Origin of the sequence: Polyangium sp. 15x6 (genome assembly GCF_029960785.1) — a bacterium.
Taxonomy (GTDB): Bacteria; Myxococcota_A; Polyangia; order Polyangiales; family Polyangiaceae; genus Polyangium.
In genome coordinates, this window is the sequence record NZ_JASBQE010000028.1 from 72,916 (window position 1) to 88,171 (window position 15,256).

Sequence of the window (15,256 nt, forward strand, 5' to 3'; positions counted from 1 at the left end):
GGCGGCGAGGGATGGCCGTGCGTGTCGGCGGGGGCGAGGCACGGGCTCGGGGGGGTGTCAAGGTTACGAGGCGTCGAGATCCTGGTCGCGTTGGGCTTCGACCTCGGCGGCTTCGAGGTGGCGACCCTGGGCGCGGAGGGCGGAGGCGAGCTCGTTCCAGAGTTCTTTGCGGTTCTCTGGGGATAGCTCGATACGATGGGTGCCTTGCACGAAGGCAAGCAGATTGTCGCGGCCACTGAGGCCCAGGAATCGAGGTTCGAGGTCCCCTTCGACCGGGAGCCCGAGCAGCCGGCGGAGCAAGACCTCCGCGTCCGCCGCGCGTCCCGAGCGATTGAGACTGAGGGCGAGGCCGAGAAGGAAGGAAAAGAGCCTTGGGATGTGCTTGGCCAGCCACTGCTTTTCCGCCCATCGACGGGCGGTCGAGCTCTCCTCCAGCTCGAGCGCCCGGATCTCCCACGTGTGCGCAACATCGAAGTGACCCTGGTCGTATGCGAGCTGTGAGAGCTCGCTCCAGCGCTCCGGCGTCCGCTCGCCCTGGCAGAGGAGGAACTCGATCCGGGACGCGTGGCCTCGGAGCAGAGGAAATTCGCCGCCATCGTCCGAAGACATCCACGCACTGACCTGTCGGGCGGGGCGGCGCGATCGTCGCCAGAGGCCAATACGTTTGCCGAGGTGACGCTGGACGGGCGGAGTGATGAAATCCCCCTGCACGGGGACTCGCGCGAGGCCGGCATTCAGGATCCTTTCCCCGAGCCCCGCGCCCGGGTCCGCGGAGCGGAGCATGGCCGCGAAGAGCTCGTCTTCGGGGTAACCCCTCCGCAAAAGTTCGATCAGGGATGCGATGAGGTCGTCCTCCAGCCCGGAGACTGCCGCGAGCCTGCCCGGGTGCCTCGCGCCCGCATTCGTAAGCAATTTGATGACGACTCCAAGGCGATCCCAGACATCGTCGGAGATGTTCCAGAATCGATCCTCATGATAATATGGAACAAGCAGGATCGCCCTCGTCTTGCGCCGGGCCTCCGCGAGCGCCCAGCGGAACCGCTCGACTTGCGCGGAGCTCACAGTGTCGCAAGCGACCCACGCACGGCCCGCCGTCTCGATTTCGTGCACGATCCTGGCATAAGGCTCGTTGGCTTCGATCCACCGAATCGTTCGCCCCGGCAAAGCCTCGCGGAAAACTCGCTCGAACCGCTCGATTCGCGCCTGCCGCTCCAGCGGGTGTCGATTCTTGTACCCATACGCAAACAAGATCCCCGGCGCCCGACACCGCAGCGCCTGCCGAATCCCGAACACCGCATGCTCCGCCACGCCCGGCGGGCACTCGTGCCGCTGCGCGATCCAATCGTAAAAATCGGGCGCCTCCCGGGCCAGCACCTCCGTGACCTCGCGCCGGCAGAAGAGCACGACCTTCAGCGACTTTCGCGCGAAGACCGGCCGGTTCATGTTGAGCCAAAACGCGTCCTCCGCCTCGGGGACGAGCACCACGACCGAGCCGTCGGGCAGATCCATCAGCCCGCTCGGCCTCGCCAGTACTTCGAGATCGGGATGATCGGCGAGGAGCGCGCGCGCGAGACCGCCGAGCCGCTCCGGCACCGCGTGGTCCACCAGGATGAGGACGCCTCGCGGGCTCAGCCGGAGCCCCAGACGGATCTCTTCGATCCAGTCGCTCACAATTTGATCATGTGGCGGAGGAGGAGCGGATGCGGGAAATACCACTCCGAGTCGTTCGGATACGGCAAGAGCGTGCCGTAGGTGAGGAGCTCCTGCGCCAGGTTGCCCTCGGGGAGCCGATGGTCCGGATCCTTGGCGATCTCCTCCAGCGTCCGGATGTGGCCCTTGTTGAGCCCCGTCTCTCGTTTCCGCCGGAACTCGTCGAGCACGCGCTCCACGAGCGCGTCCGTCGCCTGCGCGAGATCGTCCAGCGAGGCGAGCCCGGCCGCGCGGTAGATGAACGCGACGAACTCCCGCGCTCGACCACCCGAATAATAGGCGAGCTCGTCGATTTGCTCCGCGGTGAAGAGCGACGGCCCGTCCGGCAAGTCGGACACGCGCCTCGTATAGAGGTCCCGGAAGAAATCGATGCCGGGCCCTCTCTTCTGGGGTTCGGCCTTCAGGAGGACAGGCTCGTTCACCAGCGAGGGCACGTCGTGGAAGCCCCGGATCGCCGCGGTCGCCGGGTGGTGCCGGAGCGCGAATGGCCCGCAGATCACCATGGGGCAGGCGAGCTGCGAGATGAGCACCGAGTCGAGGAAGAGCGCCTTCGCGCGGTTGAAATCGCGGATCCGATCGAGCCCGTCGATGATGAAGAGAATGCGGGAGCCGCGCTGCTGGACCAGGCCGATCAGCGTGTTGACGCAATCGAGCAGGGCCTGGACGTCCGACTCCTGGTCCGCGAGCGCTTTCTGCGTCTTGCCAAAAGGCGCCGTCCATTTCACGGACTCGGTGCCAGCCTTGAGGAGCTGGAGCCCCGCGCCCACGGCCGCGGGCGCGCCGGTGGCGGCGGAGGACGCCAGCACGACCATCGATTTCGCGAGCGCTGCAATGTCGATCTGCGGCGGCGCATCCGCGTTCGTCCTCTTCGCGAGCGCCGCCCACCGTTTCTCCAGGTCTTTGCGGTGCTCCTCGGGGAGGTGGTAAGCGAGCCGCTCCTCGGCCGCGCGAAGAAGCGCGACGCCCATGAGAAAACACACCTCCCACGGGCTCACGCGCTCGATCGCCTGCGCGTCGTGCACGACCTCGGAGCAATGGCGCTCGAGGTCGACGAAGACGACGAACTCCTTGCCCGCTCGCTCCTCCGCGATGCGCTGGAGCTCGGTGGTCTTGCCCGTCCCGATCGTCCCCGTCACGAGCAGCCGCGGGATACCCCGCGGAATATCGAGCCACTCGCAGATCGTCCCTGCCGGGCTACGGCTCCGCGGCGTGCGCCACGCGGGGTTTCGTGGCGAGAGCTCCGGGTCGAAACGATCGATCACCGTGAGCCATGTGTCGCGCCGGGACATGCGTGGAAGGGCTCCTCCGACGCGCACTTCTGCACGAAGGCCCGCCGGACGTCAAGCAAGCGGCAGAGCGCGCTCGGCCTTCGCATCCGCTCCGAACTCGTGCCATGCTCGCGTCCGTCCACGGCGCCGCGACCTCTCCGAATGATCCACACGATCCGCTACGGCAGGCTCTTCGACGATTTCGTTCCCGGGGCGATCTACGCCCATCCTTGGGAAGTGACGGTCGACGAGGGCATGCTCGCCTTCTTCGCCGCCTCGTTCCAGGACGTGATCCCGACCTACGCGAGCCGGCGTGCCGCGCGGGAGCTCGGCCTTCGCGACAGGCCCGTCCACCCGCTCTTGCTCCTGAACCTCGGCTTGTCTTTCAGCGTGCACGACGTGAGCGAGCAGGCGATCGCCCACCTCGCGTACATGGACGTGCGCTTCCCGAACGCGTGTTACCCGGGTGATACCGTGGTCGCCGCGTCGCGGGTCATCGGCACGCGGCCCGTCTCCACCGGCGACAAGGGCGTGGTGCACGTGCGCACCGAGGTCTCGAACCAGGACGGCGAGGTCGTCTGTTCGTTCGAACGCAAAGTGCTCGTGCGCGTGGGCAAGGTCGCGGGGCGCGCCGCGATCGCGCCGCAAAGCTCCGTGGATGAGCGCCCCGCCGCGCCCATGCCCCGCGCGCCCGCCTCGCTCCTCGGGGACCTCGCGCCGCCGCGCCGCGCCGCGTTTCCCACGTTCTGGGACGATTTCGAGGTCGGCGACGTCTACGCGCACGAGGCCGGGCGCACCGTGAGCGAGGCCGAGCACATGCAGCTCACGACGCTGTTCCGGAACTCGCATCCGATGCACGTCGACGAGCGGTATTGCCAGAAGAGCTCGTTCGCGAAGACGCGCGTCGTCTTCGGCGGCCTCGTGCTCGCCTGGGTGCTCTCGCTGTCGAGCCGCGACACCGCGGGCAACGCCGTCTGGGACCTCGGCCTCGACGACGGCGCGCATCCGAGCGGTGTGCTCGCCGGCGACACGCTCTACGCCGCGTCGTCGGTCGTGGCCAAGGAAGAGCGCGGCAAGGATTCGGGGATCGTGGTCCTGCGCGTGATCGGGCTCAAGAATACGCCGGCGCGGGTCCTGCTCGAGAAGGGGGCGGACCTGTTCACGCCCGAGCTCGGCAAGACGGACGGCCGCGTGCCCGAGAAGGCCGTCGAGATCACCCGCACGCTCCTCGTGCGGCGTCGCACGTGAATTGCATTCCTCTCACTGGCCCGGAGAGCAACATGATCAAGATCAAGCGCATCGATCACGTCGCCATCGCCGTCGACAACATCGATCACGCGCTCGCGAAGTGGCAACAGGCGCTCGGCCTCGAGGCCGGCGTGCGGGAGCTCGTCTCCTCGCAGAAGACCGAAGTCGTGCTCCTGCCCGTGGGCGAAAGCAACGTCGAGCTGATCGAGCCCAAGGGCAACGAGGGGCTGCAAAAGTTCCTCGAGAAAAAAGGCCCCGGTCTGCACCACATCGCCGTGGAGGTCGAGGGCATCGAGGCGGCGCTCGCGCTCCTGAAATCACTCCACGTCCCGCTCATCGACGAGACCCCGCGTGTCGGCGCGCGGGGCCACAAGGTGGCGTTCCTGCACCCGCGCGCGACGGGCGGCGTGCTCGTCGAGCTCGTCGAGCCCGAACCGTCGCATTGACGAGCGAACGATGACGATCACACCGATCCAGCTCCAGGATGCGCTCCGCGGCGAGGGCGAGCGCGAGGTCCGCACCGTCCTTTCCGACGAGCGCCGCAAGCTCGTGCTCATCGCGCTGCGCGAGGGCGCGGTGCTCGCGGCGCACCACGCGATCCACCCGATCACCATCCATTGCCTCGAAGGCCAGGGCGAGCTCCGCGTGGGCGAGGAGGTCGTCCCGATGTCGCCGGGCGTCGTCGTCCCGCTCGACGCCCACGTCGTGCACGAGGTCGAGGGAAAGCCTGCGCTCGTGCTGCTCGTGACGATGTTCCGCGACAAGAAGTGACAGGCGCGGTTCGTCGGGCCGAGCGCATTGCCCGGACGAACCGCGTTTGTCCCTCACGACGATTGTCTCCGCTACTCGCGCCCCTCGGCGGCGGACACGGCGGCGACGACCTCGGAAAAGTCCCACTTGTCGGTCGCCGCGTCCGCGCTGCTCGGCGGCGGCGGGAACACGCTTTTCCGGGTGACGGCGGCGATGATCTGCCCGAGCGTGACCTCGCACTCGCGCGGGCTGCCCGCGATCCCGAGCTTCGCGCCCACGTCCTTCGCCACCATGTCGAATGCCTCGGGGTCGAAGTCGTAGAGCTCGGCGTCCACGAGGAGCACGAGCGGCCGATACTTCGCCGAGTCGCTGCGTAGATCGAGGAGGTTCGTCTCCCGGAGGCCCACGCCCGAGGGCCCGAGCACCACGCCCGCCCGCGAAAGGGTGTCGGGGGGCAGGCCCACGGCGAGGACCATCGGGGCATGGAAGCTCACGGGGGTCGGGCGATCGAGGGCCATGGCTCCCCGCAATAGCAGAATCCGATCGGCTTTGGAACGCGGCCGCTCGTTCCCGTCCACCCATGGGCCCTTGACGCTCGGGCCTACCTCGGCGAATTGCCGTGTATGCGCGCCATCGCCGTTTCCACGCCGGGCGGCCGGGAGGTCCTCTCCCTCGCCGAGTTCGACACCCCCACACCGGGCCCCGGTCAGGCCCTCGTTCGCGTCGAAGCCGCGGGCGTGAACTACATCGACGTCTATCAGCGCACCGGTCTCTACAAGCTGCCCCTGCCCGGTCGTCTCGGCCTCGAAGGCGCCGGCGTGGTCGAGGCGGTGGGCCCCGAGGTCACGTCGATCGCACCCGGACAGCGCGTCGCCTGGGCCTCCGTGCCCGGTTCGTATGCGAGCCACGTGGTCGCGCCGGTCGACAAGCTCGTCGTCGTGCCCGACGGCGTCGATCCGAAGACGGCCGCGGCCGTGATGCTGCAAGGCATGACCGCGCAATACCTCGCGACCTCGACGTACCCGCTCGGCCCCGGCGATACGTGCATCGTGCACGCAGCCGCGGGCGGCGTGGGCCTGCTTCTGTGCCAGCTCGCCGATCACGCGGGCGCATTCGTGTTCGGTACGGTCTCGACGGCCGAGAAGGCGGCCCTCGCGCGCGCGGCGGGCGCCGACGAGGTGATCCTTTACCGCGAGGTCGATTTCGCCGCCGAGGCGCGGCGCCACACGGACGGCGCGGGCGTCGACGTCGTGTACGACTCCGTCGGCAAAGACACCTTCGATCGCAGCCTCGGGGCCCTCAAGCGCCGCGGCATGCTCGTGCTCTTCGGCCAATCGAGCGGCCCGGTCGCGCCCGTCGATCCGCAGCGCCTCTCGGCGGGGGGCTCGCTCTTCCTGACGAGGCCGAGCCTCGTCGACTACACGGCCACGCGCGAGGAGCTCGCCTCCCGCGCCGCGCAGCTCTTCGCGCGGATCGCCGAGGGCGCGCTTTCCGTCCGCATCCATGCCGAGCTGCCGCTCGCGGACGCGGGCGAGGCCCACCGCCGCCTCGAAGGCCGCGAGACGACGGGCAAGCTCCTCCTGATCCCGTAGCGCCTCGCCGCCCCATTCTCCGGCTGTCGTGGTAAAGCGGGGGCATGTCGACCCGCCAATCTGGTCCCCGTCCCGTCCGCGCGCCCCGCGGTTCCACCCTTTCGTGCAAGGGCTGGGTGCAGGAGGCCGCGCTGCGCATGCTCCACAACAACCTCGACGCCGAGGTCGCCGAGCGGCCGGACGATCTCGTCGTCTACGGCGGCACGGGCAAGGCCGCGCGCTCGTGGGAGGCGTTCGACGTCATCGTGCGCGAGCTCCAGGATCTCGCGGACGACGAGACCTTGCTCGTGCAGTCGGGCAAGGCCGTGGGCCGGTTCCGCACGCACCCCGACGCGCCGCGCGTGCTCATCGCGAACAGTAACCTCGTCGGTCGCTGGGCGAACTGGGACGAGTTCCGCAAGCTCGAGCAGCTCGGCCTGACGATGTACGGCCAGATGACGGCGGGCTCGTGGATCTACATCGGCACGCAGGGCATCTTGCAGGGCACGTACGAGACGTTCGTCGCGGCGCGCAAGGCGCACGAGGCGCGCTCGGGCCGCGCGGGCGGGCGCTGGGTGCTCACGGCGGGGCTCGGCGGCATGGGCGGCGCGCAGCCGCTCGCCGCGACGATGGCCGGCATGTCCTGCCTCGCGGTCGAGATCGATCCGCATCGCATCGAGCGCCGTTTGGAGACGCGTTACGTCGATCAGCGCATCGACGACCTCGGAAAGGCGCTCGCCGCGATCGAGGCGGCCGTCGAGAAGAACCAGCCCACGTCGATCGCGATCTGCGGGAACGCGGCCGACATCTTCCCCGAGCTCGTGCGGCGCGGCGTGGTGCCGGATCTCGTCACCGAGCAGACGGCCGCGCACGATCCGCTCATCGGCTACATCCCCGAGGGCCTCTCGCTCGCGGAGGCGGCCGCGCTCCGGGCCTCGAACCCGAAGGAGTACGTGACGCGGGCGAAGCGCTCCATGCGGCTCGAAGTCGAGGCCATGCTGGAGATGGCGCAATGCGGCTCGGAGGTCTTCGACTACGGCAACAACATCCGGACGTGCGCGCAGGAGGCGGGCTGCGAGCGCGCCTTCGACATCCCGGGCTTCGTGCCGGCGTACATTCGCGAGCTCTTTTGCCAGGGCAAGGGCCCGTTCCGCTGGGTCGCGCTCTCGGGCGATCCGGAGGACATCCTGGCCACGGACCGCGCGGTGCTCGAAGCCGTGCCGAACGACCCGGACCTCGCGCGGTGGATCAAGCTCGCCGAGGAGCGCGTGAAGTTCCAGGGGCTGCCCGCGCGCATCTGCTGGCTCGGCTATGGCGATCGCGCGAAGGTCGGCCTCGCGTTCAACGAGCTGGTTCGTCAGGGCAAAGTGAAGGCGCCGATCGTGATCGGCCGCGACCACCTCGATTGCGGGTCGGTGGCGAGCCCGTTCCGCGAGACGGAGGCCATGAAGGACGGCTCGGACGCCATTGCGGACTGGGCGATCCTGAACGCGCTCGCGAACACGGCGGGCGGCGCGTCCTGGGTGAGCTTCCATCACGGCGGCGGCGTGGGCATCGGCAATTCGCTGCACGCGGGGATGGTCATCGTCGCGGATGGAACGGACGCGGCGGCGCGGCGGCTCGAGCGGGTGTTGACGATCGACCCGGGCATGGGCGTGATTCGTCACGCGGACGCGGGGTACGAGACGGCGGCGCGTATCGCCGAGGAAAAGGGCGTCCGGGTGCCACACCGGACGAAAGGCTGAGGTCGTCGTGAGGGTGGGGGCGCATGACATCGAAGTAGAAACACCGGATCTCGTGGTCCTTTGTATCCGCGGTGAGGTCCTCACCGCGGATGCGCAGGCCTTCGGCACGGCGATGAAGGCGCACGCCAGGGGCGGGACCGCCTTCATGCTCAGCATCATCGAGGGCGAGATCGCGATGTCCTCGACGAGCCGGAAGGCGCTCATCGAGGCGATGCGCGGCTTACCTCGCCTCGTCAACGCCGTGGTCGGCGCGAGTTTCGGCTCCCGCGTACTCGCGCAGCTCGTCGCGACCGCCGCGCGCGTGCTCGCGCGGACCGGGTTCGACCTTGCATTCTTCGACGACGAGCCGAGCGCCCGGGCGTGGCTGCGCGCCCGGGGGTGCGTCGCGTGCGGGGCGCCCTCCGGACCTGACAGCTCCTCCGGTTTGTCGTAATCTGCGCTCGGGACGGAGCCCCGAGGTGCCGCACGACGAAGGGATCGCGGGTGAGCTCGTCGTGTGGATGCATCGATGGCGCGACCGCACCCTGACGCTCCTCTGGTCACGACGGTTTCCGACGAGCTCATCGAAGGTCTGCGGCACCTCGGGGCGCGGTTCGCGTTCGGCGTGGCCGGCGGCGCGCTGGTTCCCTTCTACGGCGCGCTGATGCGCTCCTCGCTCGAGGTCGTCCATTGCCGTCACGAGAGCGGCGCGGTGTATGCGGCGATCGAGGCCTCCCTTTTGGCCGACGCGCCGGCGATTGTGTTCACGACGACCGGCCCGGGGCTCACGAATGCGATCACCGGCGTGGTCACGGCCCGCTGGGAAGGGGCGAAGATCCTGCTCGTGTCGGGCGCGACGGGCGGCGAGCTCCGGGGGCGTTTTGCCTTGCAGGAGAGCAATACACGGATGCTGCCGGGCGACCTCTACGAGCCTTCCACGCTCTTCGATGATGCCGTCGCGCTCGAACACGAGGCCGAGCTGCCGCACGTGATGCGGACCCTCGCGCGTGGGTTTGCGAGCCGGCGTGGGTTCGTCGCCCATGTCGCCATGCCCCTTGCTTTGCAGGCCAAGCAAGCTCCGCGCGTGCCGCTCACCGTCCCCGCCGCGGACGTCGCGGCGAACGAGGCGACCGTGACGCGGGTGCTGGAATGCTTGCGCGAGCCCTTTGCCTTGTGGGTCGGTCATGGAGCGCGGCATGCCGCCGTCGAGGTGCGGGAGCTCGTCGCGCGCACCGGCGCGCCGGTGATCTCCACGCCGCGAGGCAAGGGGATCGTCTCCGAGGACGACGCGCATTACCTCGGGGTCAGCGGCGCGTTCGGCAGCGATCCCGATCTCGCGGAGCGATTGAAAGCGAGCCACGTCCATCGCACGCTTGTGCTCGGATCCCGGCTCGGCGAGTTCAGCACGGCTTTTCTGCAAGGCCTGATTCCCTCGCGCGGGTTGATTCACGTCGACCTCGACCCCGACGTGCCCGGCAGCGCATTTCCCCAGGCCGAGACGCTCGCCGTGCAGGCGGAGATCGGGGTATTTTTGCGCGCGCTGCTCGCTCGCATGGACGCCCGCCCGCGCAGGGTTTTTCCTGTGCCCCGATCCCGACCGCCACGCCTCGATCCACGCGAGACGCCCGCGCGGGTTCGCCCGCAATATCTCATGCAATGCTTGCAGGAGCGGGTGATCGAAGGCTCGTCCGGTGTGCTCCTGGCCGAGGCGGGCAATGCGTTTGCCTGGACCACCCGATACCTGCGTTTCGCGTCGCCCCATCGGTATCGCCAGTCGGGCCTGTTTTGCCCGATGGGGCACATCAGCGCCGGGGCCATCGGCGCGGCGCTCGCGACGCGAAAGCGGGCCGTCGCGGTGGTCGGCGACGGCGCCCTCCTCATGCAGAACGAAATCAACACGGCTGCGAAGCTCGGCGCCGACGTGACCTGGATCGTGCTCAACGACGCGCGGTACGGCATGGTCGATCAAGGCCTCCGCGCGCTCGGCCATTCGAGGCCGGAGGTCGATTTCCCCGAGGTCGACTTCGCCATGCTCGCCCGTTCCCTGGGCGTCGAGGGCGCCCGCGTGCGGGGCGAGATGCAAGCTTTCGAAGCGCTCGATCAGGCAATGCGTGCCCGCGGCCCGTTCGTGCTCGACGTGCCCATCGACCTCGACGAACCGGCGCCCTTCGGCGACCGCCTGCGCAGCATCGACCACCAGACGCAAGGAAGCTCCTCCGCATGACGAACCCTCCCGGCACGATCACCGCCCTCGGCGTCGCGTTTCCCCGGCAGATCAGGACGAACGACTGGTGGGAAGCGCGTCATCCGGAGCTGATCGCGAACGCGCGCGAGGCCACCCTGGCCAAGGTCTGGGCCGATTTCGAGGACACGCAGCCGAGCCATTACGATCGCGCGATCGCCCGATACCTCGCCGATCCGTTCCGCGGCACGGTCGAGCGCCGGGTCATGCCCCCGGACATGCGCGCGCAGGACCTCGAACGCGCGGCGGCCCGCGCGGCGCTGGAGGCCTGTGCGATCGATCCCGCGAGTGTCGATCTCCTCCTGGTGCACGCCTTGCGGCCCGATAGCCATGTGGTCGGCGATGCGGCGTACGTGGTCCGCGACCTCGGGCTGCGCGCACCGGCGATCAGCTTCGAGACCGCTTGCTCGTCGGCGCTCGTCGGGTTTCACCTGGCCAGTGATCTGATCCGCGCAGGCCGTTATCGCCGGATCCTCGTCATCGTGTGCTGCACGTACACCCGCGACGTCGACCAGGCCGACTCCTTTTCCTGGTTTCTTGGCGACGGCGCCGCGGCCTTCGTGGTCGAGCCGGCCCCGGCCGGCATGGGCGTGCTCGGAGCGCACACCGTGCCCACGATCGAGACCTGCGGCGCGTTCGCGTATGAATTGACGGTCCTCGGCGGCGCCCCGGCGCTGCAACTCCAGGCGAACAAGCACATCGCCGGCAAGAGCATCCGCGACGCGTCCGAGGGCTACCTCCGCGATTGTGTCGACGGCGCGCTCCGCGAGGCGAAGCTCGCATTGAAGGACGTGAATTTCTTGATCTGCAACACGCCCACGGCCTGGTATGCGGAGTTCTGCGCCGCCGCCCTCGGGCTCGGCATGGATCGCACCGTCGATACCTATCCGCGTTATGCGAATTGTGGCCCGACGCTCTGGCCGAACAATTTGCGCACGGCGCTCGAGGAGAAGCGGATCCGGCCCGGGGACGTCGTGCTCGGGTTTTCCGTGGGCAGCGTCAGCACGGCCTCGGCCGTGGTGTTCCGGATCGGGGAGGTCGGGCTCCGGAGCGTCGAGTTATGAGCGCCGGCCCTCGACGTGCATTCGCACCCCGGGGCTCGGGCAGAGCGCGATTCCCTCGCGTCGCCACGCGGGCGCGCGCGCCTCGTCGAGCCCGAGGCGGTATTCGCGCAAGATCGTCCCGAGGATGATCGCGCTCTCGACCTTGGAGAGGCTCGCCCCAATGCAACGATGACTGCCTCCGCCGAACGGGAGGTACACGAACGGGCCCGGCCGCGAGCCGTTCGAAAAACGCGCCGGATCGAAGCGCGAAGGCTCCGGCCACAGGTCCTCGCGGTGGTGGATCGTGCTGATCGCGGGCGAGACGATCACCCCCGCGGGCAAGCGAAGCGGCCCGAGATCGAGCGGCTCGACGAGCATCCGGAAGCACTGGCCCGCCGGCGGCCTTATCCGCATCACCTCGTCGACGATCGCGTCGAGCAAGGGCGCGCGCAGGAGCCCCTCCGTATCGGCGATCGCGTCGATCTCGGCCCGCGCCCGCGCGAGGAGCGCGGGATCCCGGTGCAGATAGTAGAGCGCCCACGCGAGCACCGACGACGTCGTCTCGTGGCCTCCGACGAGCATCGTGCGCAGCTCGTCGCGGATCGCCTCGTCGCCCGCGGGGCCTTCTGGATACGCCGCGAGCAAGAGCGCGAGGAGGCTCCCGTCCTGCTCGCCGCGCGCTCGTCCCTCGGCGATCCGGCCGTAGAGCAGCCGGTCGAAGGCCCGCGACGCCGTCATGAAGCGACCGAAGCGCGTGCGGCCGAAGCCCTCGATTTGCAGCGCCCGCGCCACGAGGAAGCTCGGCCGCACGTGGACCATCATGTCGAGCGTCGCGCGGCGCAGCGCGGGCTCTTTCGGATCCTCGGGTCCGAACAGGATCTGCGAGATGCTCGCGAGCGTCACCTCCCGCATGCGTTCGAGCGCGACGAAGGACTGCCGCGGTGCGAGCCCCGCGAACGCGCCGCGCGTCGCGTCCGCGATCGCCCCGAGCCACGCCGGCAGCGCGGCCCGGCAGAGCGGACCGAGCAAGAGCTTGCGCTCGGCCTGGTGCTCGGGCCCCGACAGGAGCAGGAGCGATCGCCGCCCGAGGATCACGTCGAAGCTCTCGGGCGCCACGGCCCCGAACACGCCCACGTCGCGCACCGCGAAGATCGCCTTCACGAGCGCCGGATCACTCGTGACGACCGTGGTGGCCGACCAATCACGCACCGTGAAGGTATCGCCGTACCGATCGCGCCAGCGCGAAAGCGCCGTGACCGGATCGGTGATGTAGCTCCAAGTATTCCACGTGCGTGAACCGGGGCCGGGGGGCAGCATAGGGCTCTCGTGGGCGTAGACGGGCAAGGGAGAGAAAAGGTCGGCGAGCCTCTCGTCCTTACGGAGCGCGTCCCATCGCGCAACCCGAGGGCGCGGTATGCGCACATCGACACCTGACAGATCGCCTCGTCCGTCGTAACCTCGCCCCCGACATGACCTTGGTCCGTTCGTTTGCGGCGCTCGCGCCCCTCGCGCTCCTCCTCACCGCCTGCCCCGGCACCTCGCCGGTCACCGGCCCGAAGGACAAGGCCGGCCCCTCCTCGTCGGCGTCCGCGTCCGTCGAGGCGCCCGGCCCCACGCTCGATCCGCCCCCGCCCACGCCCAAAAAGCCCGTGTTCAAGGAATATCACGGCGAGAGCGTCGCCGACGATTACCAGTGGCTCGAAGACGGCGCGAACTCCGACGTCAAGAGCTGGGTCGGCGACCACAACCGGCGGACGCGGGCCTTCCTGGACATCCTGCCGGGCCGTCAGGCGCTCTACACGAGCGTGCGCAAGTTCGTCGAATACGGCTCGCCCGCGTTTTACGCGCTCCAGCACAAGGGCAACGTGCTCTTCTCGATGCGCTGGCGGCCGCCGAAGCAGCAGCCGTTCCTGGTCACGCTCACGCCCGTCGACAAGCCGAACGCCGAGAAGGTCCTCGTCGACCCGACCACGATCGACCCCTCGGGCAATACCTCGATCGATTATTACGTCGCCTCGCCGGACGGCGGGAAGATCGCGGTCTCGCTGTCGAAGGGCGGCAGCGAGGGCGGCTCGATCCGCGTCTTCGACGTGGGCTCGGGCCGCGAGATGGCCGAGGTCGTCCCGCAGGGCGCCGGCCGATACAAGGGCAAGAGCATTGCCTGGAATGCCGGCGGCACCGGATTTTTCTACACGCGTTATCCCGCCGAGGGCGAGGGCAAACCCGAGGACCGAGGGTTTTACCAGAAGGTCTATTTCCACAAGCTCCACACGCCCGTGAAGGACGACGCGCCGGCCATCGACAAACTGCCGCGCCTCGCGCAGATCGACCTCGAGACGAGCGGCGACGGCAAATTCGTCACGGCGCGTGTCGAGAGCGGCTACGGCGGGCCGAAAGAGCACCACGTCTTCCGCCAGGGCGGGGGTTTTACCAAGGTCGCGGACGCCGTCGACGAGGTCGAGCGCATGGTCGCGGGTCCCGACGGCGACCTCTACATCATCTCGAAGAAGGACGCGCCGCGCGGCAAGCTCCTGCGCACCTCGGCGTGGAAGCCCCAGCTCGCGAAGGCCGCGGTCGTCGTGCCCGAAGGCGAGTCGGTGCTGCGCGACGTGCTGCCCACGCTGCAGCGGATCTACGTGCGCTCGAGCGCGGGCGGGCCCACCGAGATGCGCTGGTTCGACATCAAGGGCAAGCCCGGCGGCGTCGTGCCGATCCTGCCCGTCTCCGGGGTGCACGAGGTCGTCTTGCTCCAGGACGACGACCTCTACTTCGAGAACGAGAGCTTCACCGAGGCCTCGGCCTGGTATCGCTTCCGCGCGTCGAGCGGCAAGGTCGAGAAGACCGCGATGGCCCAGCCCGCGACGGCCGATTTCAGCGACGCGACCGTGGTACGCGAGACGTGCACGTCGAAGGACGGCACGAAGATCCCGCTCAGCATCCTGCGCAGGAAGGACGCGAAGCTCGACGGGCAGAACCCCACGATCCTCACGGGGCAGGGCGGCTTCGGCGTGGTCGTCGCGCCGGACTACGACCCCACGCGGCGCGCCTGGCTCGACGTCGGCGGCATCGTCGCGGTGGCGAACGTGCGCGGCGGCGGCGAGGGCGGCGACGCCTGGCACAAGGCGGGCATGCTCACGCAGAAGCAGACCGTGTTCGACGATTTCTTCGCCTGCGCCGAGCGATTGTTCGAGCTCAAAGTGACGAAGAGCGACAAGCTCGCCCTCCTCGGCGCCCCGCAGTCGCCGCTGCTCATGGGCGCGGCGCTCACGCAGCGGCCCGACATGTTCCGCGCCGTCGTCGCGCGCGGCGGCATCTACGACATGCTCCGGCTCGAAGGCACGCCGAACGGCGCCTACGACGTCCCCGAGTACGGCTCGATCGCCGACGAGAAGCAGTTCAAGGCGCTCTACGGCTACTCGCCGTACCACCGCGTCGAGGACGGCAAGCCCTACCCGGCGACGCTCTTGCTCACCGGTGAAAACGACCCGCGCGGCGATCCTTCGCACGCCCGCAAGATGGCGGCGCGCCTCCTCGCGGCGACGAGCGCGAAGGCGCCGATCCTCCTGCGTTCGAGCGGTGACACGGGCCGCGGCGTCGGCACGCCGCTCGACCACGCGGTGCTCGAAGCCGTGGACGTCTACACATTTCTATTTCACGTGCTCGGCATCAAGAAGCCGTGATCGCGGTGCGAATGTGGATT

At 69.0% G+C, this 15,256-nt stretch carries 13 protein-coding genes; 9 read left to right on the plus strand and 4 right to left on the minus strand.

What is annotated here, in order from left to right:
- Positions 1-63 precede the first annotated feature (63 nt).
- Both QHF83_RS21755 and QHF83_RS21760 read right to left on the minus strand, forming a co-directional pair.
- A complete protein-coding gene (locus QHF83_RS21755) occupies positions 64-1,671 on the minus strand; it encodes a hypothetical protein (RefSeq protein ID WP_282419812.1) in 1,608 nt (535 codons plus the stop codon).
- On the minus strand, positions 1,668-2,999 hold the full coding sequence (locus QHF83_RS21760) for an AAA family ATPase (RefSeq protein WP_282419813.1): 1,332 nt from the start codon (positions 2,997-2,999) through the stop codon (positions 1,668-1,670). Before QHF83_RS21760 ends, QHF83_RS21755 begins: the two co-directional genes overlap by 4 nt.
- 141 nt (positions 3,000-3,140) lie before the next feature.
- Between QHF83_RS21760 and QHF83_RS21765 the strand changes: the two genes are divergently transcribed.
- Genes QHF83_RS21765 through QHF83_RS21775 form a run of 3 tightly spaced genes read left to right on the plus strand, consistent with a single transcriptional unit; the run spans position 3,141 to position 4,997 of the window.
- Complete coding sequence (locus tag QHF83_RS21765; RefSeq protein ID WP_282419814.1) at positions 3,141-4,226, plus strand: MaoC family dehydratase; 1,086 nt, start codon at positions 3,141-3,143, stop codon at positions 4,224-4,226.
- 32 nt (positions 4,227-4,258) lie between these two features.
- Positions 4,259-4,672 (plus strand): methylmalonyl-CoA epimerase, encoded by a 414-nt coding sequence (gene mce, locus QHF83_RS21770; protein WP_282419815.1) that lies wholly within the window; start codon positions 4,259-4,261, stop codon positions 4,670-4,672.
- 10 nt (positions 4,673-4,682) lie between these two features.
- Entirely contained in the window at positions 4,683-4,997 is a 315-nt protein-coding gene (locus QHF83_RS21775; RefSeq protein WP_282419816.1) for a cupin domain-containing protein, read from the plus strand.
- A gap of 71 nt (positions 4,998-5,068) precedes the next feature.
- Here the strand turns inward: QHF83_RS21775 and QHF83_RS21780 are convergent, their stop codons facing one another.
- Positions 5,069-5,494 (minus strand): hypothetical protein, encoded by a 426-nt coding sequence (locus tag QHF83_RS21780; protein WP_282419817.1) that lies wholly within the window; start codon positions 5,492-5,494, stop codon positions 5,069-5,071.
- A 105-nt stretch (positions 5,495-5,599) separates the two neighbouring features.
- On the opposite strand from QHF83_RS21780, the gene QHF83_RS21785 reads away from it, so the two are divergent.
- The 5 genes from QHF83_RS21785 to QHF83_RS21805 all read left to right on the plus strand — a co-directional run bounded on the left by QHF83_RS21785 (position 5,600) and on the right by QHF83_RS21805 (position 11,577).
- The gene (locus QHF83_RS21785; RefSeq protein WP_282419818.1) at positions 5,600-6,568 is read left to right on the plus strand and encodes a quinone oxidoreductase; all 969 of its coding nucleotides are present in this window, start codon (positions 5,600-5,602) and stop codon (positions 6,566-6,568) included.
- A gap of 44 nt (positions 6,569-6,612) precedes the next feature.
- The gene (gene hutU, locus QHF83_RS21790; RefSeq protein ID WP_282419819.1) at positions 6,613-8,292 is read left to right on the plus strand and encodes a urocanate hydratase; all 1,680 of its coding nucleotides are present in this window, start codon (positions 6,613-6,615) and stop codon (positions 8,290-8,292) included.
- A 7-nt stretch (positions 8,293-8,299) separates the two neighbouring features.
- Positions 8,300-8,725 carry an STAS/SEC14 domain-containing protein gene (locus tag QHF83_RS21795; protein ID WP_282419820.1) on the plus strand — a complete coding sequence of 142 codons (426 nt, stop codon included), beginning with the start codon at positions 8,300-8,302 and terminating at the stop codon, positions 8,723-8,725.
- Positions 8,726-8,800: 75 nt separating this feature from the next.
- Complete coding sequence (locus QHF83_RS21800; protein WP_282419821.1) at positions 8,801-10,495, plus strand: thiamine pyrophosphate-dependent enzyme; 1,695 nt, start codon at positions 8,801-8,803, stop codon at positions 10,493-10,495.
- Positions 10,492-11,577 (plus strand): 3-oxoacyl-[acyl-carrier-protein] synthase III C-terminal domain-containing protein, encoded by a 1,086-nt coding sequence (locus QHF83_RS21805; RefSeq protein ID WP_282419822.1) that lies wholly within the window; start codon positions 10,492-10,494, stop codon positions 11,575-11,577. The genes QHF83_RS21800 and QHF83_RS21805 overlap by 4 nt, the downstream gene beginning before the upstream one ends.
- On the opposite strand, the gene QHF83_RS21810 is transcribed toward QHF83_RS21805, so the two are convergent.
- Positions 11,572-12,873 (minus strand): cytochrome P450, encoded by a 1,302-nt coding sequence (locus QHF83_RS21810; protein ID WP_282419823.1) that lies wholly within the window; start codon positions 12,871-12,873, stop codon positions 11,572-11,574. The genes QHF83_RS21805 and QHF83_RS21810 overlap by 6 nt on opposite strands.
- Before the next feature lie 152 nt (positions 12,874-13,025).
- On the opposite strand from QHF83_RS21810, the gene QHF83_RS21815 reads away from it, so the two are divergent.
- Positions 13,026-15,236: a prolyl oligopeptidase family serine peptidase gene (locus tag QHF83_RS21815; protein ID WP_282419824.1), complete on the plus strand. Its 2,211-nt coding sequence runs from the start codon at positions 13,026-13,028 to the stop codon at positions 15,234-15,236.
- Positions 15,237-15,256: the final 20 nt, after the last annotated feature.